At 65.0% G+C, this 25,439-nt stretch carries 21 protein-coding genes and 3 pseudogenes; 17 read left to right on the top strand and 7 right to left on the bottom strand.

Going from position 1 to position 25,439, the window contains the following annotated elements:
- The first annotated feature begins 163 nt into the window (after positions 1 to 163).
- From ACLLJI_RS09480 to ACLLJI_RS09495, 4 genes and pseudogenes are all read left to right on the top strand, one after another.
- A complete protein-coding gene (locus ACLLJI_RS09480; protein ID WP_434620727.1) occupies positions 164 to 1,150 on the top strand; it encodes a glycosyltransferase family 9 protein in 987 nt (328 codons plus the stop codon).
- Between the two features lie 389 nt (positions 1,151 to 1,539).
- A pseudogene (locus ACLLJI_RS09485) lies at positions 1,540 to 3,293 on the top strand (pyruvate dehydrogenase).
- 60 nt (positions 3,294 to 3,353) lie between these two features.
- The gene (locus ACLLJI_RS09490) at positions 3,354 to 3,539 is read left to right on the top strand and encodes a hypothetical protein (RefSeq protein WP_434620730.1); all 186 of its coding nucleotides are present in this window, start codon (positions 3,354 to 3,356) and stop codon (positions 3,537 to 3,539) included.
- Between the two features lie 486 nt (positions 3,540 to 4,025).
- Positions 4,026 to 4,379 (top strand): hypothetical protein, encoded by a 354-nt coding sequence (locus ACLLJI_RS09495; RefSeq protein WP_283559209.1) that lies wholly within the window; start codon positions 4,026 to 4,028, stop codon positions 4,377 to 4,379.
- A gap of 82 nt (positions 4,380 to 4,461) precedes the next feature.
- On the opposite strand, the gene ACLLJI_RS09500 is transcribed toward ACLLJI_RS09495, so the two are convergent.
- A complete protein-coding gene (locus ACLLJI_RS09500) occupies positions 4,462 to 5,715 on the bottom strand; it encodes a phospholipase D-like domain-containing protein (protein WP_434620734.1) in 1,254 nt (417 codons plus the stop codon).
- Positions 5,716 to 5,961: 246 nt separating this feature from the next.
- Here ACLLJI_RS09500 and ACLLJI_RS09505 point away from each other — a divergent pair, with 246 nt between their 5' ends.
- Positions 5,962 to 6,180: a hypothetical protein gene (locus tag ACLLJI_RS09505; RefSeq protein ID WP_434620737.1), complete on the top strand. Its 219-nt coding sequence runs from the start codon at positions 5,962 to 5,964 to the stop codon at positions 6,178 to 6,180.
- Between the two features lie 67 nt (positions 6,181 to 6,247).
- On the opposite strand, the gene ACLLJI_RS09510 is transcribed toward ACLLJI_RS09505, so the two are convergent.
- A complete protein-coding gene (locus tag ACLLJI_RS09510) occupies positions 6,248 to 7,024 on the bottom strand; it encodes an SDR family oxidoreductase (RefSeq protein ID WP_434620740.1) in 777 nt (258 codons plus the stop codon).
- A gap of 211 nt (positions 7,025 to 7,235) precedes the next feature.
- Entirely contained in the window at positions 7,236 to 7,802 is a 567-nt protein-coding gene (locus tag ACLLJI_RS09515) for a hypothetical protein (RefSeq protein WP_434620743.1), read from the bottom strand.
- A gap of 277 nt (positions 7,803 to 8,079) precedes the next feature.
- Between ACLLJI_RS09515 and ACLLJI_RS09520 the strand changes: the two genes are divergently transcribed.
- The 3 genes from ACLLJI_RS09520 (at position 8,080) to ACLLJI_RS09530 (ending at position 11,685) form a co-directional block, all read left to right on the top strand.
- On the top strand, positions 8,080 to 9,408 hold the full coding sequence (locus ACLLJI_RS09520; RefSeq protein ID WP_434620746.1) for an MFS transporter: 1,329 nt from the start codon (positions 8,080 to 8,082) through the stop codon (positions 9,406 to 9,408).
- Positions 9,398 to 10,288 carry a hypothetical protein gene (locus tag ACLLJI_RS09525; RefSeq protein ID WP_434620749.1) on the top strand — a complete coding sequence of 297 codons (891 nt, stop codon included), beginning with the start codon at positions 9,398 to 9,400 and terminating at the stop codon, positions 10,286 to 10,288. Before ACLLJI_RS09520 ends, ACLLJI_RS09525 begins: the two co-directional genes overlap by 11 nt.
- A 143-nt stretch (positions 10,289 to 10,431) precedes the next feature.
- On the top strand, positions 10,432 to 11,685 hold the full coding sequence (locus ACLLJI_RS09530) for a pyridoxal phosphate-dependent aminotransferase (RefSeq protein WP_434620752.1): 1,254 nt from the start codon (positions 10,432 to 10,434) through the stop codon (positions 11,683 to 11,685).
- A gap of 605 nt (positions 11,686 to 12,290) precedes the next feature.
- Here the strand turns inward: ACLLJI_RS09530 and ACLLJI_RS09535 are convergent.
- Entirely contained in the window at positions 12,291 to 13,040 is a 750-nt protein-coding gene (locus tag ACLLJI_RS09535) for a TMEM175 family protein (RefSeq protein WP_434620755.1), read from the bottom strand.
- Between the two features lie 132 nt (positions 13,041 to 13,172).
- Here ACLLJI_RS09535 and ACLLJI_RS09540 point away from each other — a divergent pair.
- The 4 genes and pseudogenes from ACLLJI_RS09540 to ACLLJI_RS09555 form a co-directional block, all read left to right on the top strand.
- Positions 13,173 to 13,695 (top strand): annotated as a pseudogene (locus tag ACLLJI_RS09540) (cation diffusion facilitator family transporter); the annotation flags it as partial.
- 111 nt (positions 13,696 to 13,806) lie between these two features.
- A complete protein-coding gene (locus tag ACLLJI_RS09545) occupies positions 13,807 to 14,307 on the top strand; it encodes a hypothetical protein (RefSeq protein WP_283559219.1) in 501 nt (166 codons plus the stop codon).
- A gap of 212 nt (positions 14,308 to 14,519) precedes the next feature.
- Positions 14,520 to 15,929, top strand: coding sequence for an inorganic phosphate transporter (locus tag ACLLJI_RS09550; protein WP_434621382.1), 1,410 nt, complete (start codon positions 14,520 to 14,522; stop codon positions 15,927 to 15,929).
- Positions 15,926 to 16,147 (top strand): hypothetical protein, encoded by a 222-nt coding sequence (locus ACLLJI_RS09555; RefSeq protein ID WP_283559220.1) that lies wholly within the window; start codon positions 15,926 to 15,928, stop codon positions 16,145 to 16,147. The genes ACLLJI_RS09550 and ACLLJI_RS09555 overlap by 4 nt, the downstream gene beginning before the upstream one ends.
- A 42-nt stretch (positions 16,148 to 16,189) precedes the next feature.
- On the opposite strand, the gene ACLLJI_RS09560 is transcribed toward ACLLJI_RS09555, so the two are convergent.
- On the bottom strand, positions 16,190 to 16,675 hold the full coding sequence (locus tag ACLLJI_RS09560; protein WP_434620759.1) for a hotdog fold thioesterase: 486 nt from the start codon (positions 16,673 to 16,675) through the stop codon (positions 16,190 to 16,192).
- Positions 16,676 to 16,817: 142 nt separating this feature from the next.
- On the opposite strand from ACLLJI_RS09560, the gene polA reads away from it, so the two are divergent.
- Positions 16,818 to 19,448, top strand: a complete 2,631-nt coding sequence (gene polA / locus ACLLJI_RS09565; protein ID WP_434621385.1) for a DNA polymerase I — start codon at positions 16,818 to 16,820, stop codon at positions 19,446 to 19,448.
- Positions 19,449 to 19,460: 12 nt separating this feature from the next.
- On the opposite strand, the gene ACLLJI_RS09570 is transcribed toward polA, so the two are convergent.
- Entirely contained in the window at positions 19,461 to 19,784 is a 324-nt protein-coding gene (locus ACLLJI_RS09570) for a hypothetical protein (protein ID WP_434621807.1), read from the bottom strand.
- On the opposite strand from ACLLJI_RS09570, the pseudogene ACLLJI_RS09575 reads away from it, so the two are divergent.
- The 3 genes and pseudogenes from ACLLJI_RS09575 to rpsA form a co-directional block, all read left to right on the top strand.
- Positions 19,698 to 19,966, top strand: a pseudogene (locus ACLLJI_RS09575) (FBP domain-containing protein); the annotation flags it as partial. The gene ACLLJI_RS09570 and the pseudogene ACLLJI_RS09575 sit on opposite strands and share 87 nt — an antisense overlap.
- Positions 19,967 to 20,074: 108 nt before the next feature.
- Entirely contained in the window at positions 20,075 to 21,442 is a 1,368-nt protein-coding gene (locus ACLLJI_RS09580) for a GNAT family N-acetyltransferase (protein ID WP_434620762.1), read from the top strand.
- A 282-nt stretch (positions 21,443 to 21,724) separates the two neighbouring features.
- Positions 21,725 to 23,200, top strand: coding sequence for a 30S ribosomal protein S1 (gene rpsA, locus ACLLJI_RS09585; RefSeq protein ID WP_283559224.1), 1,476 nt, complete (start codon positions 21,725 to 21,727; stop codon positions 23,198 to 23,200).
- Between the two features lie 233 nt (positions 23,201 to 23,433).
- Here the strand turns inward: rpsA and ACLLJI_RS09590 are convergent, their stop codons facing one another.
- Positions 23,434 to 24,156, bottom strand: a complete 723-nt coding sequence (locus tag ACLLJI_RS09590) for an IMPACT family protein (RefSeq protein ID WP_434620765.1) — start codon at positions 24,154 to 24,156, stop codon at positions 23,434 to 23,436.
- Positions 24,157 to 24,178: 22 nt separating this feature from the next.
- Between ACLLJI_RS09590 and coaE the strand changes: the two genes are divergently transcribed.
- Positions 24,179 to 25,411 (top strand): dephospho-CoA kinase, encoded by a 1,233-nt coding sequence (gene coaE / locus ACLLJI_RS09595; protein WP_434620768.1) that lies wholly within the window; start codon positions 24,179 to 24,181, stop codon positions 25,409 to 25,411.
- Positions 25,412 to 25,439: the final 28 nt, after the last annotated feature.

The raw sequence follows: 25,439 nt of genomic DNA on the forward strand, positions 1-25,439 counted from the left end.
CTGCGCGTCTTAGGAACCACACACGGCAGGGCAGCGCTTTGGGCAGTCGTTCCAGGGATGAAGCAGGCCGGCAAAGCGGGCCGGCGAAGCGGGCCAAAGGCGCCGGAAGATGTGGACCGGTATGCGCTGTCGGGGGGGGGAGGGGGCAGTAAGGTGTGGCGGTATGGCCGTAGGCCGCCCAAATGATTTCCTCAGAAGGAGCCGCGTGGACAGCCTCCCCAGCGATGGCAGACCCGAAGTACTGGCCCTGCGGGCTCTCAAGCTAGGCGACCTGCTGGTGGCCGTCCCCGCACTGCATGCCCTCCGGCGCGCCTATCCCGGACACCGGCTGATTTATGCGGCGCGGGCTTGGCTTGCCCCTGCACTGGCGCTGGTCGGGGGCGTGGATACGCTGTTGGAAACGCAGGGGCTCGATGAGCCGCTGACGCTGTCCCCGGGACGCGTCGACGTCGCCGTCAATCTGCACGGCAGCGGTCCGGAAAGCCTGCGCCGTCTCGACGAGCTGGCTCCGGCCCGCCGTATCGGGCACCTCGGGCCCGGTTGGGAAGGACCCCCGTGGCGCTCTGGGCTGCACGAGCGTGAGCGCTGGGCGGCGCTGCTTCGCTGGCACGGAATTCCCGCCGACCCGCTGGATTACCGCCTGCAGCCGCCAACTGCGCGGAACCCGCTGCCCGGCGCCGCGGTGATCCATGTGGGCGCAGCATACGGGAGCAGGCTGTGGCCGGAGGACCGGTTTGCCGCGGTGGCCCGCCGGCTGGAATCGGCGGGTCAGCACGTGGCGTTCACCGGCAGCGAAGGGGAGCGCCCGCGGGCCCTGCGGGTTGCAGCTCTCGCGGGTCTGCCGGACGAGCGGGTCGGAGCCGGCATGCTCGGGCTCGGTGAATTTGCCGCCGTTATCGCGGGAGCGGCGATTGTGGTGTCGGCGGACACCGGCGCAGCGCACCTGGCATCGGCCTATGGGCGGTGTTCGATTGTCATTTTCGGCCCCGCACCGGTCTCCGAATGGGGGCCGCCGCCGGGCCCGCACATTGCGCTCACGAAGGAAGAGCTCCGCCGCGGAGATGTCTTTTCAGCCAGCCCGGATCCGGCCCTATTGGCAGTTTCCGTCCAAGATGTCCTCGCCGCGGCCCGGGAGCTGGGCAGCCTGTAGCGGGTGGGTGGCCGTCGGAAAATGCTGCCCCCCTCCGCGGCACGGGTTACGCTGCCGCCTCCGCAGCACGGACTATTCGGACACCTGACAGTGCCCCCGGTTGGGGGCGCGACGGCGGCCAGCACCTCGGCGTCACGTCCACCCGGAAGCCGTCCCCCCGGTCCAGTCATCAGTTCATCAACTCGTAGATGGCGCTACGGACCTGCGGGTTCTCCCAGTTCAGATCGGCTGCTTGGTCCATCGCCCTTGGGGCTGTCGGTGCCGGACCGGGATTCGAGGAACCTGTCGATGGCCCGGTGCGGACGGCGTCCATGCCGGTGAACTATATTGACGGTGGCAGCTAACCGGCCTGCCGGCGTCCGCGGGCATTACGTTCAGGAGCACCAGACATGTCCAAGGACCTTGCAACCCAGCTCATTGAACAGCTCCGGGCTGCGGGTGTTCAAAGAATTTACGGCATCGTCGGCGACAGCCTGAATCCGATCGTTGATGCCGTGCGCAAAACGGGGGGAACGGTGCAGGGCGGCATCGACTGGATTCATGTCCGGAACGAGGAGGCCGCAGCCTTTGCCGCCTCGGCCGAGGCCCAGCTGACCGGAAAACTCGCGGTCTGCGCCGGCTCCTGCGGACCCGGCAACCTGCACCTGATCAACGGGCTGTACGACGCCAACCGCACCGGCGCCCCCGTCCTGGCGATCGCCTCCCATATTCCGAGCCAGCAGATCGGCAGCGACTTTTTCCAAGAGACCCACCCGGATCGCCTCTTTTCCGAATGCTCGGTGTATTCGGAACTCATCAGCACCGCAGCCCAGGCCCCCGGGTCATGCACTGCGCCATCCAGCACGCCGTCGGGCTTCGCGGAGTCGCCGCCGTCACTCTTCCCGGCGATATCGCAGGCCTTGAGGCCGTCGCGGAAAGCCCGCAGCAAACGGCCTACACACCGGGGCGCTTGTCGCCCGACCCGCACAGCGTCCAGCTGCTGGCGGACGCCATCAACGCAGTGGACAAGGTAGCCATCTTTGCCGGCGCAGGGGTGCAGGGGGGCCACGACGAGGTGATTCAACTGGCCGAAGCGATCGGCGCGCCCATCGGCCACTCGCTGCGCGGCAAGGACTTCATCCAGTACGACAACCCCTATGACATTGGCATGACCGGGCTGCTCGGCTACGGGGCGGCGGCCGAAGGCATCAACGATGCGGACCTGCTGATCCTGCTCGGAACCGATTTTCCCTACGATCAGTTCCTGCCGCGGACACGCACGGCGCAGGTGGACCGGGCGGCGGAAAAACTGGGCCGGCGCACCGACGTTGATTTCGCCATTCACGGGGACGTGCTGCTCACCGTCGCGGCGCTCATTCCGCTGGTGAAACTGAAACGCAAGAAGAACACGCGCTTTCTGGACCAGATGCTCAAGAAGCACGACCGGCTGATGAACAAGGCCGTGGGCGCTTACACCCGCAGGGCAGATAAGCTGGTGCCGATCCACCCCGAGTATGCCACGTCGCTGTTGGACCAGGTGGCCAGCAGGGACGCCATTTTTACGGCCGACACGGGGATGTGCAACTTCTGGACCGCGCGTTACATCAACCCGCTGGGCACCCGCCGGCTGATCGGGTCTTACCTGCATGGCTCGATGGCCAATGCCCTGCCGCAGGCCATTGGTGCACAGCTGGCGTATCCGGGTCGCCAGGTCGTCTCCGTGTCCGGCGACGGTGGACTGTCGATGCTGCTCGGCGAAATGGTCACCGCCGCAGCCCACCGGCTGCCGCTGAACATCGTTCTGTTCAACAACTCCACGCTGGGCATGGTCAAGCTGGAGATGCTCGTCGATGGGCTGCCCTACCACGGTGTCGACGTACCCGACACCAACTATGCCGCGGTCGCCACGGCCATGGGTTTTCACGCCGTCAGGGTCACCGACCCTGCCGACATTGAGGGCGCCTATCAGGCGGCCTTTGCACACCCGGGACCAGCATTAGTGGAGCTGATCACCGATCCCAATGCGCTGTCGATTCCGCCCAAAATCACCGGTAACCAGGTCTTCGGTTTCGCCACGGCGATGTCCAAGGTGGTGCTTAATCGAGGCGCCGGCGAGGCCGTGAGCATGGCCCGAAGCAATCTGCGCAACGTCCCGCGGCGCTAGCAGAACCGGAACCGGACCCCGGATGGCAAGGTTCCGCTCCAGATTGACTGCGCCGACGGCTTGCATCCACGCTGGTATGACTCGGGGCTCAAGGACATTGTTGCCGTGTTGATCGAAGAGTGCCGCCGCGGCGGAGGAAAACCGCTGAGCGTCGTGGGGCACAGTTTTGGCGGCTTGGGTGAGGGGTTGGCCCGCAACGGGCGGCGGGTGGACCGCCTGCTGACCGTAGGAGCCCAGCATGCCTAATGGCGGGATTACTGGCGGGATTACCGGCGGGGCACCGGCTGGAGTTTCATTGGCGCCGGCACCTGCTGATGCCCCTTGCAACCCTGCGCAGCGGATATTTTCCGGCAAGCGCCGGGGCTGGCTGGAATTCCTTCCCTCCGGCGTGGCCCTGGATTGGGCGCGCAGCCGCAGGGATTTCGCCGCCGCGGCCCCCGGCGGAACCCGCGCTGAACCCTCTGGCGGGACACGCTCCGGTGGCTGCGGGACGGGGAGGACCCCCGGCGGCCCGGATAACGGCCGGGGCCCTGCGGCTGAATTCCGCCCGGGCGGGTTGCTTTGGCAGCCCAGAGGAGGTCTGCAACCGGACCGGCTCATTCGGGCGGCCCGGCTCATTCGGGCGGACCGGGGCCTGCGGTGTGGAGCCTGGGCGCGGGGGGACTCGAATTCCCGGCTGCCTCAGGCTACGCTGGCGGCAGGATCAATGGTCGATTCGAGGAGGATGGCGCGATGAGCTTATTGGACCTTGTGGCCAAGGGAATGCCGGTGGTCGACGCGAGCGGTAAGGTGATCGGCAAGGTGGAGCATGCGAAGCCTCCGAACCCAAAGGCGGCCGCCTTCGAGGAGGTGTATTCGGCAGCCGACCAGAATATCCTCTTCATGGGACTCAATTCGGTGCTCGGTACCGAGCCGAGGGTGCCGGAGGACACGGCGCGCCGGCTGTTCAGCAGCGGCTACGTCAAAATCGACGGTCGAGGTTTCCTGGCCCGAAACTCCTACGCCCCTGCCGATGAGATCGACCGGGTTGAGGAGGGAAAGGTGTACCTGAGCCTCAGCCGCCACGAATTACCGACGCAGGAATGATGGCCCTCCCCAATGTACGGCAGCAGCGGCACCACCAGCCCCGATGGGGGCGTAGTGGGGCCGCGCGTCCTGAGCGGTTGACCTACAGCAGCGGGCGTAACGGTGCGAGGATGGATTCGCTGAACCTAGCCGCAACCCTGCGGCCCGCCCATTCCTCCAGCGTCAGAACCCGGCTGTTGACGCTGTCGATTTCAAAAATGGTCTCCAGGTCGCGGGCCAGATCGTCGTTGTAGATCTCCATATTGATTTCGTAGTTTCCGGTCAGGCTCAAGCGGTCGATGTTGGCGGTGCCGACCGTGGACCACTGGCCGTCGATGGTGGCAGTCTTCGCATGCACCATGGCGTTCTGGTACAGCAGGATCGTCACGCCGTCGCGCAGCAGCGCGGTATAGAAGCCGCGCGAGAGCCAGTCAGAGAGCACGTGGTTGGAATCCTCCGGAAGGATGACCCGCACATCCACCCCGCGTCTGCTCGCTCCCAGCAAGGCATCGAGAATCTGCCGGTCCGGGATGAAGTAGGCCATCGTGATGTAGATATGGTGGCTTGCCCGGTCGATGGCATCCAAATAAACGCCCCGGATGGGGAACACCAGGCTGGAGGGGATGTTATTGACGGCGCGGACCCGAGGTTCCCAGAAGTCGGGGTTGCTTTCCTTCAGCTCCGGAAGCCTCTTGCGGTAGTGGTTCCAGACGGTGGCAAACGCCTGGCGCAGTTCCCACACCGACGGTCCTGCAATCTTCAGATGCGTGTCCCGCCATTGCGTGGCGTAGAGCGAGCCGATGTTGTAGCCGCCCACATAGCCCACCTCGTCGTCGACGATCAGCATTTTGCGGTGGTCCAAACCGGTGCCGCGCACATTGGTGAAGATGATGGAAGGCCGCAGCACCGGAAACCGGATGACATGGATATCCGGGTGGAAGCGGAAGAAGGACCGCGGCACCACCAGGTTGGCGAAGGCATCGTAAATGACGTAAACCTTGACACCACGCTCGGCGGCCTCCGCGAGGGCAGCCTTGAATTCCTTACCGACCTTGTCGGCCTTCCAGATGTACGTTTCCATCATGATCCGGTGTTTGGCATTGCGGATCTGATCCAGCATGTCCTTGTACAGGTCTTCACCAAACGTGTAGACGGTGGTCGTGGAACCGGCTACCTCGCTTTCGAAAATGCCGGGACGGGGAAACCCTACGCGTTTGCTCCTGCCGCGCTTCCTAATCGTATCCATAATCACGAGGGCGGCAATGACCGCGCCTTGGAGGGCGAAAAAGCCCAAAATACTGCGCTGGACGGTGTGTTTAGCGACGTCAGCCGCGTGCCGGAGCCGATGCAATCTCATGATGGAACCTTAGCAAGCAGACCAACGGCAAGCAGACAAGCAGACAAGCAGTAAGCGGACAAAGGCAATCCGGGCGCGGAACGGCTGGCTTGCAGCACTGTTCCCGCCGCGTAAAAGGGCGGCTGAACCGGCACCAGTTGTCCTACCCTTCGCCGCGGCCCGATGCTAGCGTTAACAAGCACACAGGATGCCGGCTGGCCCAGGAGGATTTCCGTCGCGGCCGGCGGACGGCAGAGGAGCATTGCAATGAGCCAGTACGCGTTCGGCATTGTTGAGTGGATATTCTGGATCGTCGCCATCGGCAGCGCCTGTCTGGCTCTGTTCCGGGCCGACGTGGTCTCGGCGGGTAGTTCCCCCGGCGTGCGGCAGCGGAGCGGAATTCTGCTGGGCCTGTGGATTGTGGCAGTGGTATGCGGCTTTCTTGGGCTGGTGACGGCCGCGCTGGCAATGCGGGCTTCCGTCTAGCGGCCCGACGGCGGCGCACGGCGGGGTGCCGTTGCCGGCGGAAGCACACGAACGCATCCGACGCCGTTCAGGCCGTGCCGCCGGCGGCGAGCAGTCCGCCGTCGAGGTTCAGGATCTGGCCGGTGATCCAGGCTGCATCGGAGCTGGCCAGAAAGGCGACGGCGGCGGCCACGTCCGCGGGAGTGCCCAGCCGGGCGAGCGGGTAGCGGGCGGCAACCTCGGCTTCTTTACCCTCATACAGTGCGCGGGCAAATTGCGTCTTGACCACGGCAGGCGCCACCGCATTCACGCGGATCTTTGGTCCCATTTCGGCCGCCAGGGAACGGGTCAGGTGTTCTACTGCGGCCTTGCTGATGCCGTAGAACCCCAATCCGGCTGCGGGCGTTTGACCGGAGACGGAGGACATGTTGATGACGGAGCCGCCCCGGTCCGCGAAGCGCAGCCCAGCATGATGGTAGGCGTCCTGAACCCAGGCAAGGGTTCCGAAAACATTCACCTCGGCGATCTTCCTGGCCGCTTCCAGGTCCAGCTCCATCAACGGACCGTAGACCGGATTTATGCCGGCGTTATTGACCAGGATGTCCAGTTGCCCGAAGCCGGCCGCTACGGCGTCGAGCACCTCGCGCCGGTGCTCCGGATCATCGGCCCTACCAGTAATGGCCAGCACCGATCGAGGCGGGAATTCCGCGGCGGCTGCACGCAGTGGCTCCGCTGCGCGGGCCGTGATGCACACCCGCGCCCCTTCGTCTACGAGACGGTGGGCCACGGCGAGACCGATTCCGCGGCTGGCGCCGGTGACGATCGCCGTCAATCCCTGCAAGCGGTGGGCTTCAACGCGGCTCATGGTTTCCCTGTCGGCAGGTGTTGGGCGGTCCGGCACTGTACAGGTACCGGACCGTCCGGAGGATGAGCAGCACCCGTTCCTGACATCTGCCACCCATGGCCATGTCACGGGACTATGACAAACCCGTCACGCAACGTGGTACCGGACATATTAGCAGGGTGCGCTCATGCGCGCCCCTCGAAGACGGGATTCCAGCGCTGGGAACCGGTGGTCAGAACAGTGCGAACAGAAAGACGGCCAGACCCGCCGCCGTGAACGCTTCCTGAAGACCCTGGAGCCGGCGCACCGGTTCGGCGGCGGTATCTTGGCGGGGCGTGGCGAAGGTGGCCAGCAGCCAGAAAACAGCGGTGATGATCAGGAGCACGGCGCCAAAGGCCGAGAGCAGGATGGAGCCCAGCAGATGGACGGGCGCGCCCGCCTGCCCAAGCGCGCTGACTGAGGCGGCGGACGCCAGAATCGAGGCCGTCAACGTCAGCAGGACTGCCCGATAGAAGCAGACCGGACGACCTATGTCAGAGATCCGGACCGGCCGCCAGGGAAGGCATTGGAACAGGAACCACAGTGCCGCGACCAGCTGCAGCACCACCAAAGGCGGCACAGCTCGGCCCGGGATGGGCGTAACCGCGGCCACCGCCAGCGCTGAATTCATGACGGCCGTCAACAGCACGTTGACCCGCGCCGGCCAGGAACGGATACGGGCGATTCCGCCCAGACAAAGCACGGCCGCCAGGGTGAAGACGACGGCAACGGTGGGACCTAAGATCGGGTTCAGCGGCACTAATCGGTCCTTTTATGTTCTACCCGAATTATGTTCTACCCGAAATTTGACTCCGGACCCGGGACAGTCCGCGGGGGAGTATCAACTGCTGTATACCGTTGTACCGGAATAAGATATGAACCTGCTGGGAACGGCGTCCGGCGGTGGGAATCCGGAGACCAGGATTCGGGCTCCGACGAAACACCGGCCCAGGGACTCAACGCCCCAGGGCCCCAACACCCCAGGGACCCAATGCCGGAGAAACAATGCTCCAATGACTCGACGACAGGATGAACTGATGGCCAAGCGGCAGCCTACCGGCTTCGGGGGGAGCGCCCGGCCCCCTGTCGTGTCGCCGACGGTAGGAAACCCACCCCGCGGACCGGACGTGCTGCGGCGCAAGGTGGTTGGCGTGCTGGTGGCCGGGCAGATTCTTGGTGGCGTGGGGATGGGCGCGACCCTTTCCCTGGGCGCCCTGCTGGCTGCGGAGCTCTCTGGCTCCAGTGCGTGGTCCGGCATGGCGGCCACGATGAGCACCCTGGGCGCAGCGCTGCTGGCTGTGCCGCTCGTCCGGCTGGCGCAGGCGAGTGGGCGCCGCGTTTCGTTGGCTGCCGGTTCCCTGCTGGCGGCGGGCGGGGCGGTCTTGGCCGTCGCTGCGGCTGCCGGGCGGTCCTTCCCGTTGCTGCTGGTTGCCTTGCTGCTGCTGGGAGCCGGTTCGGCCACTAACCTGCAGGCACGATTTGCCGCCACCGATCTTGCCACGGACAGATCCCGGGCCAAGGATCTGTCCCTGGTGGTCTGGTCCACTGCCGTGGGGGCAGTGCTTGGCCCCAATCTCTTTGAACCCGGTGAGGCAGTAGGTGCCGCATTGGGGCTCCCTTTGCTGACCGGAGCGTTCATCTTCTCGCTGTTGGCCCAGCTGGCGGCCGCCGTCGTCTACCGGCTCGGGCTCAGACCGGACCCACTGCTCAGCGCGCTGGCGGCCCAGGCCGTGGATCAGCAGAAGGGGGAGAGCCGTGCAGGGGCTGCACGCCTGCGCTCCGGCGGTTGGGAGATTCTGCGCAGCAACCCGCTGGCGCGCTACGCGGTCACGTCCGTTGCCCTCAGCCATGCCACCATGGTCGCCCTGATGTCCATGACGCCGGTGCATTTGCGGGACCACGGGGCGACGCTGACGGTCGTCGGATTGACCATTAGTCTGCATGTGGCGGGAATGTATGCGTTGTCGCCCTTTTTCGGCTGGCTGGCGGACCGCGCCGGGCGGCTCCGTACGATCCTGGTCGGCCAGGCGCTGCTGCTGGCGTCACTGTTGCTGGCTTGGCATGGCGCTTCCTCGCAGGCGGCCGTCACGACGAGCCTGGTCCTGCTCGGCTTGGGCTGGTCGGCCTCTGTGGTCGCGGGATCGGCTCTGGTCGCGGAGGCGGTCGGGGTCGCCGAGCGGCCGGCCCTGCAAGGCGTGTCCGATCTGGCGATGAACCTGGCCGGGGCGCTTGGCGGCGCGGTGGCCGGCCCTGTCCTGACCGCTTGGGGGTACTCCGGACTGGGCCTGAGTTCCATGGCCCTGGTCGTCGTCGTGATCGGGTGGACCGGCCGACGGATCGGTGGGGTCCGACGCCATGACGGGTAGTGGTCATACCAAAACGGACGACGGCGGCGCATTGGCCGTCGGCGCCGGCCGGCTGTACGGCCTGCCGCCGTCCGAGTTCACCGTCCAGCGCAATGCGTGGGCCGGGGACGCGCGCGCCAACGGGAATGCTGAGCTGGCGGGGAAGATCCGTGCGCTGCCGAAACCGTCGACGGCGGCGTGGCTGCTGAACATGCTGGTGATCCACCGCCGCGCGGAGATCGATGGGTTGCTGGAAGTGGGCGTGGAGCTTCGCCAGGCACAGGCCGATCTTGACCAGGGAACCATGCGCAGGCTCAGCAAGGAACGGCGCGTGCTGCTGGCCGCACTGCTGACAACTGGTCGGGGTTTGGCTTCGGAGCTGGGCCAACGAGCCAGCGCAGCCGTGCTTGAGGACGTCGAAGAGACACTGCGGGCCGCCACGTCCGATGCGTGGGCCACCGCTGCCGTACGGACCGGCATGCTGACGCGCGCCCTTTCCGCCGACGGCTGGGGAGCGGCGGACCTCTCCGGCGCGGTCGCGGTTCCGGTTTCCCACGCCGGGCAGCCGGACGCGGCCGCAGGACCGACGGTGCCTCTGCCGGCGGACAAGACCAGGGCGGCGGCACAACGGAAGGCGGCGCTGGCCGTCAAGTCAGCCGACGAAGCTGAGGCCGCGCTCGCCGGGATCAGGGACAGAGCCGCTGGATTGGCCCTTGAACGCAGCGCGCTGGCGGCACGCCTTACGGAACTGCAGAACCTTGTCGCCGAAGCTGCTAGGGACCTTGCCGCGGCTGACCGCGAGGCAGCCGGGCTGTCCCGGGAGGAGGAAGCGGCGGCCCGCACGGCAGCCTCGGCCCGCAGCGCCGCGGACCGGGCCGGCGCGCGGCTCACGGGCCGCTGACGAACCGGGCCGTAGACGAACCGGGCCGGCATGCGGCCCACAGACCGTTGACGAACCGGCCGGCCGCGGTCGGTGCATGCGCGGGTGGCCGTTTGCGTTAGGCCCGTCTCCGCCCGGACGGTGCGGATGTGAAAAGATTGACCATGCGCCAAATGCAGCACTCCAGCAAACTTCAGGACGTCCGCTACGAACTCCGCGGGCCCATCCTGCACGCCGCCAAGAAGATGGAGGCCGAGGGGCACCGGATTCTGCGGATGAACCTGGGGGACACCGCGCCCTTCGGCCTGGAAGCGCCGGAATCGATCGTGGTGGACATGATCCATCATCTGCGGGGGTCGCAGGGCTACAGCGACTCGAAGGGCATCTTCTCGGCCCGGACCGCCATTTCACAGTATTACCAGACCCAGGGTCTAATGACGATCGGCGTGGAGGACATCTTTATCGGCAACGGCGTCAGTGAACTGATTTCCATGACCCTGCAGGCGTTTCTGGAAAACGGGGACGAAATCCTCATCCCGGCGCCGGACTACCCGCTCTGGACGGCAGCGGTGACGCTCACCGGCGGCCGTGCCGTGCACTATCTGTGCAGCGAGGCCGACCAATGGTGGCCGGACATGGCCGACGTAGAGGCCAAAATCACCGCGCGGACGAGGGGAATTGTGATCATCAACCCCAATAATCCGACCGGGGCCGTCTACCCTCGCCACATCCTGGAGCAGTTTGCGGCGCTGGCACGCAGACACGATCTGGTCCTCTTTTCGGACGAAATCTACGAAAAAATCCGCTACGAGGATGCTGTGCACATCCACACCGCTTCGGTGGCCGATGACGTGTGCACACTGACGTTCAGCGGCCTGTCCAAGGCCTACCGGATGCCCGGCTACCGCTCCGGCTGGGTTGCCTTGACGGGGCCGCGGACGGCTATGGCGGAGTACCGGGAATCCCTGGAACTGCTCGCCTCGCTGCGACTGTGCGCCAACGTCCCGGCACAGCATGCGATCCAGACCTCCTTGGGCGGTTACCAGACTATTGACGATCTGGTGGCTCCCGGAGGCCGGCTCCGGCAGCAGAGAGACCGGGCCACCGAACTCCTCAACGCCATTCCCGGCGTGAGCTGCGTCCCCGCCGCCGGTGCCATGTACCTGTTCCCACGGCTGGACCCGGACGTTTATCCGATCGAGAGCGACGAGCAGTTTGTGCTGGATCTGCTCCAGGACCAGAAAATTCTCGTCTCGCACGGCACCGCCTTTAATTGGCCGACAACGGATCACTTCCGTTTCGTGATTCTGCCTGCCGTCGGTGACATCGAAGAAGCCGTCCGCCGGATCTCCGCCTTCCTGTCCACCTACCGGCGCAAGGCCATTGCCGACGTCGAATCCTTGTCCGTGCCGCTGTAGCACCGTCCCCGCTGCAGCAACGTCCCCGCTGCAACTTCGGCCAGGAATAGATCCGCCGGGCGGGAAGTCTGGCCAAGTAAATGCATACGCATATACAGGCTTTTGCGAAATATGGCAGGAACGGAACATGACGTAATCGGGACAAATAAAGTTTGAACTGGGGCTGGGCACCTTTGGCGACGTCACGTTTGAGGATCCGGTCCGGCAACACCCGCGCCGCGCTGGCGAACCATGTGGCATACCCGCCGACCGACTCCGGATCCCTGCCCACCTGGATCGCCGCTGGTGGAAGCCCGCAGTCCGTGGTCCGCGCCGCCGGCGACGGACTGCCGCTGATGCTGGCCATCATCGGCGGGGAACCGCTGCAGTTCGCCCCCTTCACCGACCTGTACCACCGCGCCCTGAAGGAATTCGGCAATCCGGTGCAGCCCATCGACGCCCATCCCCCCGGGCATGTCGCCGCCACCGCTCAGCAGGCCAGGGAAGAGCTCTGGCCGCACTGTGCCGCCATGCAGGCCAGAATTGGGCGGGACCGCGGTTGGCCGCCCATCGCGCGTGCGGATTTTGAAGCCACCGCCGGCCCGGACGGAGCGCTCTTTGTTGGCTCACCGAAAACCGTGGCCACCAAGATCGTCAAGGTTGGCACTGGGCTCGGGCTGTCGCGCTTTGACCTGAAATTCAGCCACGGAACCCTCCCGCATGCGGCCCTCATGAGCAGCATAGGGCTTTATGGCAGGGAAGTGGCGCCCGCCGTCCGCGGACAGCTGGACTGATTTAGCCCTGGCGCCGGCGGCGCGTTCCAGCCGGCGGTCGGGCACGAGCCAGAGCAGCGCGACCACCGTATAGGCGGCCAGACCCAGCAGCGGCTGAAGCAGCGACAGTCCCAGCCCGGCGAGGTAGATCAGGGGAGAGGCTTTGCCCTTCCAATCACGGCCCAGCGCCCGGGCCAGCGGTCCGTCGGTTCCCTGCTGCGCGATGAGCGCCTTCTGGAGAATGAAGTAGCCGACGGCGGCCAACAGCAGGTTCACGCCGTAGACCAGGACGGGCACCTCCGGAAAACCCGATTCGTCCATCCAGCGCGTGGTGAAGGGGAACAGCGAGAGCCAGAAGAGCAGATGGAGGTTGGCCCACAGGACCGTGCCGTTTACCTTCTCCGCGAGCGAGAACATGTGATGGTGGTTGTTCCAGTAAATTCCGACATACACGAAGCTCAGCAGGTAGCTGAGAAAGCCCGGGAGCACCCGCAGCAGCCCCGGCCAGCTCGGTTCCTCCGGAACGCGCAGTTCAAGGACCATGATGGTGATCACGATGGCCAGCACGCCATCGCTGAAGGTTTCAAGTCTGATCTTGTTCATGGTTTCCGCTCTGCCAGGATCATCGTAGCGGGCGGTGAGTAGTCTAGGGCCACGGGAAACTCGCGTGTGGCAGAAACCGCGGCACCGGACACCAAGGGTAAGCCCAAGGGCTCCGGGGCCGGGACCATTCTGATGGCCTTCGGCGCGAATCTGCTGGTCGCCGCCGCGAAGTCGGTGGCCGCCGGGCTCACCGGTTCGGAGTCCATGACGGTCGAGGCCGCGCATTCGTGGGCGGACACGGGTAATCAGATTTTCCTCATGATCGCGGACAAAAGGTCCAAGAGAAAGCGTGATGCTGCCCATCCGCTCGGCTACGGGCGTGAGGCGTACGTCTGGTCCATGTTCGCCGCCTTCGGGCTCTTCACCGCCGGAGGCGGTGTTTGCTGAAGATTCGGCCGCGCTGGTGGGGCTGGTCATTGCTTTTGCCGGAATTCTCCTCCATCAGGTGACCGGATCACCGGTTCCCGACGCGCTGGGTTCCATTATGGTGGGCCTGCTGTTTGGCGTTGTCGCCGTCGTACTGATTGACCGGAACCGTCGTTTCCTGGTGGGACAGGCGGTGACACCGGAAGTGGAGCAGTCGGCGTTGCGGATGCTGCTGGAGCATCAGGAGATCGAGCGCATAACCTATATCCATATCGAATTTGTCGGCCCAACCGGCTGTATCTGGTGGCCACGCCGGAGGAGGCCTCGCTGTAGCCAGCCCGGCCCCGGCTCGGTAGGGTTGCTGGGAAGCACCCCCATCGGCTAACGGAAAGGTTTCATCATGAGCGAAGAAAGCATTCCCACCGACCACACTACGGATGGACGCACTCCGGAGGTCGGACTCAACATTTTCAGCGATACCCTGGATGCGGATGATCCCGGAGCACTTGACCCCGCGGCGGCCCAGGACCCTGCCTCGCCCGGCGCCGACGGCCTTGATCAGCTCAGCGGCAGCGGCCCGGACGAATATCCGGGCGCGGCGGAGAACAACCCGGACAACTGGTCCGACGATCCGCTCATTGCGGAGGATGCCGCGGCGGCAGAAGGGTACCGTTCCGAACAGTATCTGGAGGATCAGACGGACGAGGCCCGCTACGAAACGGGCGAGGAGCAGATTCCGCCGGACGAACCCACCATAGGCGAGGCCTCGGCTGACGTGGACTTCGGCGAGACACCCACCGGGGATGAGGCCGACGGCAGCGACGACGAGGCCAACTTCGGCGGATCGCCGTTGGGCCGCTTCGGTGCCGAAGAACCGGACCCGGAAGACCTGGATGGGTAGGAGCTTCCGTCCCGCACGCGGGACGGAATGCGCGCCCTGGTGCGGGCCCTTGTAGAGCGTCCCTTTGGTGTCGACCGGCTCTGGACATAGGATCAGTACTGTTTGGTAGCAGAATCCGCTTGAACACCGCAGCGTCGTCCCGTCATGCCGCGGGCAAAAAATAGCCAAACCTTTTTGGCAGTCCGCAGTTGACCTCTCAGATTGGATCACGGGTGGATCTCACCTTTATGGTCGTGCTTGTCATAGCGCTGGCTCTGTTCTTTGACTTTACGAACGGTTTTCACGACACCGCCAACGCCATGGCCACGCCCATCGCCACCGGAGCCATCAAACCCAAGACCGCCGTCGCCCTTGCCGCGGTGCTCAATCTGGTGGGCGCATTCCTCTCCACGGAGGTGGCCAAGACGATTTCCGGGGGCTTGATCCGGGAAGGCGCCGAAGGCATTCAGATCACTCCGGTGCTGATTTTTGCCGGCCTCATGGGCGCGGTGCTGTGGAATCTGGTGACCTGGCTGCTCGGGCTGCCGTCGAGCTCCTCGCACGCCCTATTCGGTGGTCTGATCGGTGCGGCCGTAGTGGGCATCGGCTTCCAGGCCGTGGATCTGGGAGTGCTCCTCTCCAAAATCATCCTTCCCGCCGTGATGGCTCCGCTGATCGCCGGCGGTGCCGCCTACCTGTGTACGAAGCTGGCCTACCGGATCACGCGACGGACCGATCCGGACTCGGGCGACAAGCTGGTGCAAAAGCGCGGCGGATTCAGGTACGCCCAGGTCTTCTCCTCGTCGCTCGTCGCTCTCGCGCACGGCACCAACGATGCGCAGAAGACCATGGGTGTCATCACGCTGGTACTGATTTCCGCGAATATGCAGAAGGTCGGCTCCGGTCCCGAACTGTGGGTGGTCGGCGCCTGCGCCCTCGCCATCGCGTTCGGCACCTACACCGGCGGCTGGCGCATCATCCGCACCCTCGGCAGCGGCCTGACGGACGTCAAACCGGCCCAGGGCTTTGCTGCGGAGACCAGCACGGCCGCGGCGATTCTCGCCTCCTCGCACCTCGGCTTCGCGCTCTCGACAACCCACGTGGCGTCCGGCTCGGTCATTGGCTCCGGGCTGGGCCGGGTGGGTTCAACTGTGCGTTGGGGCGCGATCGGCAAGATCGGCCTGGGCTGGCTGTTCACCCTTCCCGCGGCGGCCATCGTCGGCGGTCTTGCCGCGTTTATTGCCAGTCTGGGCACGACCGGCGTGGTGATTGACGCCGTCGTCGGGCTGGGCTCCATCATCTTCATCTTCATCCGCTCGCAGCGCGGACATGTGGATCACAGCAACGCCATCAGCGACGTCGACGCCATCGGTGAAACCGTCAGCATCCCGAGCAAAAAAGAACGCGACCGGCTCACGGCCAAGGCGCGGGCCGCCGAGCGTGCCGCTGAAAAGGCCGCAGCCAAGGCTGTGGAGAAGGCAGCGGCCAAAGTTGTTGCACAAGAAGCGGCCGAGCGTGCCGCAAGAGCCGCGGACGGTGCGCACGCGACGGGGAACATTGCGCCGCAACGCTTGCCGCCGAAAGCTCCGAACGCGCCGCAGTCAGATTCATCCTCGGCCGCCAAGCAGAAAGGTACACAGTGATTAATTGGGGAGCTTTTCTGACCGTGGCGGTGACCACGCTGGTTTCCGCCGTCTTTGTGGTGGGGGTCTATGCCTCCGGTGTGCGCCTTTACGCCGTCAGTGTTGACGACCATGTGCCGAGCACCAAGGTGGCTCGGGCCGCCGCCTACCTCTGCTTCGCCGTCAGTCTGGCGGCCGTCCTGTTCGGGATATACCTGATCGTGCCGGCGCTGCACTAGACGGTTCATGCCTGCGCATCAGCGGACCACCAGAGCCCGCGGCTATCCCGCAGATACCGGAACGTCGGACCCCTTTTGCCGGATCATATTGGTGATACGGGCTGTGGAGAGCCGCCGGCCGGACTCATCGGTCATGACGATTTCGTGAGTGGCCAGAGTGCGCCCCAGATGGATGGCCGTGCAGGTGCCGGTGACCAGTCCGGACGTGGCGCTGCGATGGTGGGTGGCACCGATCTCAATGCCCAGGGCCTGGCCGTTGACGCCGGCATGTATTCCGGCGGAGAAGGAGCCCAGGGTTTCCGCCAGCACCACATGGGCACCGCCGTGCAGGATGCCTGCAACCTGGGTATTCCCTTCAACCGGCATGGTGGCAACCGAGCGCCGGGCTCCCAGTTCCAGGAATTTGATCCCCATTTTTTCCACCAGGGCGCCCACGCCGTTGCTGCTGAGCCAGTCATGCATCACTTCGGGCACGCCCGCCTCCAGCAGCCGGGCGGTGTACTGGTTCGGTGTGAATTTGTCGTTCATGTTGACTAGGCTGGCACCTGTGAGCGAAACTACCAAAACGGTCCCCAAAACAGCAGCAGAGCCGGCATTGTCCACAGCGGCGCGGGTGGTCATTCCTGCCGGTTCGGAGCCGGGCCGTCTGCTGGTGATCGACGGCCATTCGATGGCCTTCCGGGCGTTTTACGCCCTCCCCGCGGAGAACTTCTCCACCGACACCGGACAGCACACAAACGCGGTCTACGGGTTTACGTCGATGCTGCTGACCATGATCCGTCAGCACAAACCCACCCATGTCGTGGTGGCCTTCGATCTGGATACGCCGACGTTCCGCTCGGTGGAGTACACCGAATACAAGGCCGGCCGCTCTAAAACACCGCAGGAATTCCACGGCCAGGTGGACCTGATCGTCAAGGTGATGGACGCCATGCGGATTCCCACCATTTCCCTGGACGGCTACGAGGCGGATGACATCATCGCGACGCTGGCCGCCCAGGGCGAGGCGGCGCAGTGGGATGTGCTGGTGGTTTCCGGAGACCGGGATGCCTTCCAGCTCATCACGGACAGGGTGTCCGTGCTTTATCCGAAGAAGGGTATTTCGGACATTCCGCCGATGGATGCCGCCGCCGTAGAAGCGAAGTATTTTGTCGGCCCGGAAAAGTATTCTGACCTGGCGGCCTTGGTGGGGGAGACGGCGGATAATCTGCCAGGTGTTCCCGGAGTCGGCCCGAAGACGGCCGCCAAGTGGATCAACCTCTATGGCGGCCTCGACGGCATCTTGGCGAACATTGGCTCGATTGGCGGAAAAGCCGGCGATGCCCTGCGCGAACATGAAGAGAGCGTCAAACGCAATCGACGGCTGAATCATTTGCTGCGCGATCTTGCGCTTCCGGTGCGTCTGGATGCCATGGTGCTCCAGCATCCGGACCGCGGGGAGATTGAAGAACTGTTTGATGCGCTGCAGTTCAACACACTGCGGAAACGCCTTTTCGACCTGTTCGGAGACGACGATGAGGCCGCCGACACGGACGGCCATACGGCACCTCGGCACGCCGTGCTCAGCAGCGCCGCCGAACTGGCGGATTGGTTTGTCCGCACGAATCAGGCCATGGTAGGGCTGGCGCTGGTTTCCGAGGCGACGCCGGCCGGGCAGGACGCCGTCGGCTTGGCGTTGTCCACGAACGGTTCGGCGGCCTACGTGGAGTTGGCAGCGCTCGATGTGGCAGCGGAAAGCGTGCTCGGAGATTGGCTGCGCAGTCAGGATGCGCGCAAGACCATCCACGACTTCAAGTCCGCCTATAAGGCCCTGCGCCAGCGTGGGCTGGAACTGGCCGGCATCGTCGATGATACCGCCATCTCCGCCTACCTCATCCAGCCGGACCGGCGCACCTATGACCTCGCGGATCTGAGCCAGGTGCATTTAAAGGTGACGGTGGCCGCTCCGGGGACGGCTGCCAACGGCCAGTTGGAGCTGGGCCTGGAAGATACGACGGCGCCGGATGCTGTGATGAAGGCTTACGTCACGCTGCAGCTGAGTGAGCATTTTGTCGGCCTGTTGCTGGAGCGCGGGGCCAACAAGCTGCTGGGCGAGCTGGAACTGCCGCTGGCAAGGGTGCTGGCGGGGATGGAAATGACCGGCATCGCCGTGTCGTCCCCCCAGCTGGACGGACTGTTGGCGGATTTCAGCGCCACGATCAGCGCCGCCCAGACGGCTGCCTTTGATGCGATCGGCCACGAGGTCAACCTGGGCTCCCCGAAACAGCTGCAGACAGTGCTCTTTGATGAGCTCGGCATGCCGAAGACCAAGAAGATCAAGACCGGTTTTTCCACGGACGCGGATGCCCTGGCGGATCTGGCGCAAAAGACCGGGCACCCGTTCCTGCTGCAGCTGCAGGCTTACCGGGATGCCACCAAGCTCCGCCAGACAGTGGAGGGGCTGAGCAAAGCCACGGCGGAGGACGGACGGATCCACACCACGTACGCGCAGAACGTGGCCGCCACCGGGCGCCTCTCATCGACCAACCCCAACCTGCAGAACATTCCAATCAGGAGCGAAGAAGGGCGCCGCATCCGCGAGGTGTTTGTGGTGGGACACGGCTACGAGACGCTGCTCACCGCGGACTATTCACAGATCGAAATGCGGATCATGGCCCACCTCTCCGGGGACCCCGGTCTGATCCAGGCCTTCCGGGATGGCGAGGATCTGCACCGGTTTGTCGGCTCGCATGTCTTCCACGTCGCCGTGGAAGACGTCACCAGTGCCATGCGCTCCAAGGTTAAGGCGATGTCCTATGGCCTGGTCTACGGGCTGAGCTCCTTCGGCCTGTCCAAACAGCTGGGCATCCCCGTGGATGAGGCCCGGACCCTGATGAAGGACTACTTTGACCGGTTCGGCGCCGTGCGGGACTACCTGCGCGGCGTGGTGGAGCAGGCCCGTGTCGACGGATTCACGGCAACCATCGAAGGGCGCCGACGGTACCTGCCGGATCTCTCCAGCGACCACCGTCAGCTCCGCGAAATGGCTGAACGGGCCGCGCTCAACGCCCCGATTCAAGGGTCGGCGGCGGACATCATCAAAAAGGCCATGCTGGGTGTGGAGGATGCGCTCCATGCGCGGCAGCTTTCCTCCCGGATGCTGCTGCAGGTCCATGACGAGCTGGTGCTCGAGATCGCCCCAGGCGAACGAGATGCCGTTGAGGAGTTGGTGGTGGCGCAGATGGGGCAGGCGGCGGAGCTGTCAGTGCCGCTTGATGTCCAGATCGGAGTAGGCGCCAGCTGGCACGAGGCCGGGCACTAGACGTTGCGGCGATTAGGCTTCCTTGTCCAGCCCGACGCGGCGTTCGCCTTTCTGCGCGGGTTGCGAAAGGGCCCGGGTGCCCTGCAGGAACGGCATCGGCAGCTTTGAGCCAGTAGAGAGCGTGGCGAGGCCGTCGTCGGTCAGTGCACGAAACAAGCCGAGCGGACGGGCTGAACAGTCAATGGTGTCAAACGGCGCAAAATGGCTTTGCACAGAGATCCGGACCGGCTTCGTCAACGCCAGCCGCTCAAAAACCGCAAGGTGCTCTGCGACCTGTGCTGCGACGTGTTCTCCGAAGCGGACGTTTTTCTTTGGGTGGCCAAACGGGGCGGCCAATCCGGCCGTAACGAAAAAACACCATGGGGACGCTCATCTGCGCGGACTTCCTTTGCCCAGCCAACGTCCGGAAGGAGCCCCGGGCCAGCGAAATCGAGCCGGACCCGGCCACCGTCGTTGACCGTCAGATCAGGGGCCTGCGCGGGCGGACGGACAGATTCATCGCCCGAGTCCGCGGCTAGGGGGTATCTGCTCCATCCTGGAGGCCTGGTCCGCCTTGGCCGGCAGGCGCGCAAGGATCCTCTCCCGCTCTGGCGGGGCGAGGCGGTGCTGCTTTAGGCTTGTTGACTGTGACTGTCATCGTCGAACCAACCGAACGATTTCCCTATGAAATCCGGAGCTTTCCGGCCCGATACGCCGGGACCGGCATCGACCCTGCCGCCCGCAAATGGAAGGAGGCCGTTGACCTCGGCTTCCATGGCGATTCCCCCACCGATGCGGATATTCAAAAGACGTTGGCCTCCGAGGAGAAGGACGGGCGGATCCTCACGGGTGCCTATGCCGCGTCGGCTCCGGACCGGGCGTGGGACGCGGGCTACCCGGTGGCCACCTACGCCAGTTACCGCAAGACCCTCAATGTGGGGGCCGGGAAGTTGCTGCCGGCCCACCTGATCAGTGCGGTGACCGTCCGGCCCACGCACCGCCGGCGTGGCCTGTTGCGGACCATCATCACCGATGATCTGCGCCGCGCCAAGACCGACGGGCTGGCGATCGCTGCCTTGACGGCCTCCGAGGCCACCATCTATGGACGCTTCGGCTTTGGCGCCGCCACGCACGCCGCTGCGATTGAGGTGGACAGCGGTGCCGGCTTCGCGCTCAAAGGCAACCAGCCGACGTCGACCCTCCCTGCGGGAAAGCCTGACGGAACCGGCGGGAGCACAGAGGCGGCCGGGATCGTTGAGCTTGCGGAACCGCTGGTGCTGAAGGAGCTGGAACCGGCGATTTTTGCGCAGGTCCACGCAGGCACCTTCGGCTCACTTGGTCGACAGGACGCCTACCGCTATCGGGTGTCCGGCTATTGGAACTATGGCATGCCGGAACGCGACAAGAGCGTGCGGGCGGCCTTGTACTATGCCCCGGACGGAAGCTGCGGCGGGTACGTCTCTTACAAGGTTATGGATAGGGAGACGCCATCCACGCTGCAGGTGGTGGACCTGCTGGCAACGAGCAGCCCGGCTCATTTGGCGTTGTGGCGGTTTCTGGGCTCGATTGACCTGGTGCAGCGGATCAGTCGCAAGGGTGCACCAGTGGCGGACCCGCTGCAGTGGGCGCTGGCGGACAAGCGCCGTTACCTGGTCAAGGCGGTGGAGGATCACCTCTGGCTGCGGATCCTAGATCCGGTTGCGGCCCTTGGCGGCCGCCATTACTGGGGAGACGGCACCGTGACGTTGGCCATCGAGGATCCGCTCCATCTGGCGGACGGCGTGTACCGGCTGGAGGCCGGCGGCGGATCAGCGGTCGTGACACAGCTGCCCGATTCGGACCCGGCTGACCTGCGTCTTGGGGCGGCGGAACTGGGACAGCTCTATCTTGCCGGTGTGAGCGTCGGGACACTGGTGGCTGCCGGGACGGTTCGCGAGCTTCGGGCCGGGGCGGCGGCCGCCGGCGACGCAGTGCTCGGTGCTCCGCTGGCCCCGCACTGTCTGACGGATTTTTAGGCCCAGGGGCCTCTGCTCGGGTGCTTCGAAGTGCTTCGTTGCGCTTTTGCGATCGTTAGCCGAAGTGACTAGACTAAACGGGTGTGCAGTGCGCGCGTCAGCTGTTCGAGCGGGCCCCGGCCGGCAAAGACAACTGAGCGTTGCGGCACGCTTTTAGTTTTATCGCTGCACGGTAAATTCGTTGCGGCACATCCATAGCATGATTCATAATTCAGGTTCATCCGTGCCTATCGGCCCGGTCCTCCTGGCTCAACTCACTATCCACATCGGAGCCCCTACTACATGACCATCACGACCCCCGAGAAGACCAGTACCCCCGTTGTCGCCATTAACGACATCGGCTCGGCTGAGGACTTCCTCGCAGCTGTTGACGCCACCATCAAGTACTTCAACGACGGAGATCTTGTTGAAGGTACCGTCGTCAAGGTTGACCGCGACGAAGTTCTGCTCGACATCGGTTACAAGACCGAAGGTGTCATCCCTTCCCGCGAACTGTCCATCAAGCACGATGTTGATCCCGGAGACGTAGTCTCCGTTGGCGATCTCGTCGAGGCGCTGGTGCTGACCAAGGAAGACAAAGAAGGCCGCCTGATCCTCTCCAAGAAGCGAGCGCAGTACGAGCGCGCCTGGGGCGATATCGAGAAGGTCAAGGAAGAAGACGGCGTCGTTACGGGTACCGTCATCGAAGTTGTCAAGGGTGGACTTATCCTCGACATCGGCCTGCGCGGCTTCCTGCCCGCCTCCCTGGTCGAGATGCGCCGCGTCCGCGACCTGGCTCCGTACATCGGGCAGAAGATCGAAGCCAAAATCATCGAGCTGGACAAGAACCGCAACAACGTGGTCCTGTCCCGCCGTGCCTGGCTCGAGCAGACCCAGTCCGAGGTTCGTTCCACGTTCCTCAACAAGCTGGAAAAGGGTCAGGTCCGTCCCGGCGTCGTTTCCTCCATCGTCAACTTCGGTGCCTTCGTGGACCTGGGCGGCGTAGACGGTCTGGTGCACGTTTCCGAGCTGTCCTGGAAGCACATCGATCACCCGTCCGAGGTTGTCGAAGTCGGCCAGGAAGTCACCGTCGAGGTGCTCGAGGTGGATCTGGACCGCGAGCGGGTTTCGCTCTCGCTCAAGGCCACGCAGGAAGACCCGTGGCAGACCTTCGCCCGGACGCACGCGTTGGGTCAGGTTGTCCCCGGTAAGGTCACCAAACTGGTTCCGTTCGGCGCGTTTGTCCGCGTTGAAGACGGCATCGAGGGCCTGGTGCACATCTCCGAGCTGGCCGTGCGCCACGTGGAGCTGGCCGAGCAGGTTGTCTCCGTGGGCGACGAGCTGTTCGTCAAGGTCATCGACATCGACCTCGAGCGCCGCCGTATCTCGCTCTCGCTCAAGCAGGCCAACGACGGCGTCGACGCCGACAGCACCGAGTTTGACCCGGCACTGTACGGCATGGCTGCCGAGTACGACGAAGAGGGCAACTACAAGTACCCGGAGGGCTTCGACCCGGAGTCCAACGAGTGGCTTGAGGGCTACGAGACGCAGCGCGCCGTGTGGGAGCAGCAGTACGCTGATGCCCAGGCCCGCTGGGAAGCGCACAAGAAGCAGGTCGTCGAGCACGCCGCAGAGGATGCGGCCGCCTCGGTGTCCGGTGACAGCGATTCCGGTACCACCAGCTACTCCTCCGAGCCGGCAGTTGCTGAGACGGGAGCCGGCACGCTGGCTTCCGATGAGGCACTCGCCGCTCTGCGCGAAAAGCTCACCGGAAACTAGCGCACGCCGCCGAACCCTACCTGCCGACCCGGTTGGCAGGGATGGACCCGGCACTTGCATTGAGAGGACCTCCGCCCGCGGGCGGGGGTCCTCTTTGCATGCCCGGATGAGGCCTACCTGCCCCGGAATTCGCGGGAAAGCTCAGCGGCAGCGCCGGGATCACTACGACGGTGCCGACACGGCATTGAAACCTGGGGACTTCCGCCAGCGGGGGACCGATACCGGCCGGAGATTCAGCTGACGTCTAACCAAGCTGTTGTGCCGAATGTCGGCACCGCCGTCCCGGCGGACAATGCCGCGAGGAGTTGCCGGGCGGCGGCGATGGCCTCGGGTGTGTCTTTCAGAGCCGCTTCCAGCTGGACACCCGTGGGACCGTAATTACTCCCGCGAAGCGTCATTCCAGCGGCGCGGAGCCCATGCTCCAGCCGGCCCGCTTCGGCGTGGATGACGGTCACGGTGAACAGACGAAGCCGTTGCCGGCGCACCAGGACGGCGGCGTCCAGCGCCAAGGAAACGGACGACGAGTACGCTCGGACCAGGCCGCCGGCGCCGAGCAAAACCCCGCCAAAATACCTGACGACGACGGCACACACGTCACTGAGGTCAGCGGCGGCGCCGCTTGCGCCCGTCCTGCCCGCTTCATGCCTGCGCAGCACCTCAAGCATCGGCGCGCCGGCAGTCCCGGACGGCTCGCCGTCGTCGTGAGCGCGCTGGATGTTCCGGTCCGGACCCAAAATCAGCGCCGAACAATGGTGGCGGGCGTCGCGGAATTCCTTGCGCACGGAGCCCAGCATGTCTGCGGCCGCCTCTTCGGTCTCGACGCGGCGTAGCACAGTGATGAAGCGGGAGCGCTTGATTTCCAGTTCATGCCGGAACTCCCTGCCGGCGGCGGGAACAGTGTATTCCGCCATTGCGCCCGTAGCGTCGAAGGGCTGCGCACTGGCGGGAAGGCTCACCGGATCAGCTTAGTGTGTAGGTATGCTCAAAATAGGCCTGACTGGCGGGATTGCCAGCGGAAAGTCACTGTCGGCACGGTATCTGCAAAGTCTTGGTGCCGTTTTGATCGATGCGGATGAGCTGGCCCGAGCGGTGGTGGCGCCGGGCAGTAAGGGTCTGGCGGCGGTGGTGCAGCGGTTTGGTCCGGGGGTTCTCGGGCCCGATGGTGCGCTCGACCGGGCAGCGCTGGGAGCGCTGATTTTTGCCGATTCCTCAGAGCGCGATGCCTTAAACGCGATCATCCATCCGCTGGTCCGCTCCCGTGCCGCGGAATTGATGCAGGCCGCCGCTGCGGACGACGACGATGCGGTCGTGGTGCAGGACATTCCCTTGCTGGTGGAGACGGGTCAGGGCAGCTCATTCCACCTGGTGCTGGTGGTGGATGCGCCGGTGAAACTGCAGATTGCGCGCATCGTGGCGCACCGCGGGCTCAGCGAAGCGGATGCTGCGGCGCGGATTGCTGCGCAGGCCCTGCGCGAGGACCGGCTGGCCGCGGCCGACGCCGTCATCGATAACAGCGGGACCGTGGAAGGGGCGCTTCGCCAGATGGATCGGTTATGGGAGCAACGGCTGCTGCCCTTCGTGGACAACCTGAGGCACGGCAGGATGGCGGGACGGGACGGACCGGCAGTATTGGTACCGCCGAATCCGCAATGGCAGGCCCAAGCGGCCAGACTCTCGGCACGGATCGCGGCGGCCGCCCAGGGGGGGGTGCTGGCCGTGGACCACATTGGTTCCACCGCGGTGCCCGGCCTTCCCGCGAAGGATGTCCTGGATCTGCAGGTCCGGGTCCGTTCGCTGGCAGAGGCTGACCGATTGGCGCCGGCTTTGGCTGCCGCCGGCTTTCCGCGGCTGCCCGGGGACTGGCACGATACGCCGCATGCCCCGTACCTTGATCTGGCGCAGTGGCAAAAGCGGTTGCATGCTTCTGCAGACCCGGGGCGCACGGCGAATGTCCATGTCAGAGTAGAGGGATCCGCCGGCGCACGTTTCGCGCTGGCCTTTCGTGATTGGCTGCGGGCAGAGCCCGCGGCCTGTGCCGAGTATCTGAGCATCAAACGAGGTGCAGGAGCACAGCACAGTGCTGACATGGGAACCGGCGGCTATGCCGTAGCGAAGGAACCGTGGTTCAGGGACGTTGCCTTCCCGGCAGTATCACGCTGGACAGCCGCTACGGAATGGACTCCGCCCTTGGATCACTTCCCGCTGCCGTAGCAAGGGTACGTGTCCGAAATTGAAAAGA

The sequence above is a fragment of the Arthrobacter sp. A5 genome (assembly GCF_051131705.1).
Lineage (GTDB): Bacteria > Actinomycetota > Actinomycetes > Actinomycetales > Micrococcaceae > Arthrobacter_M.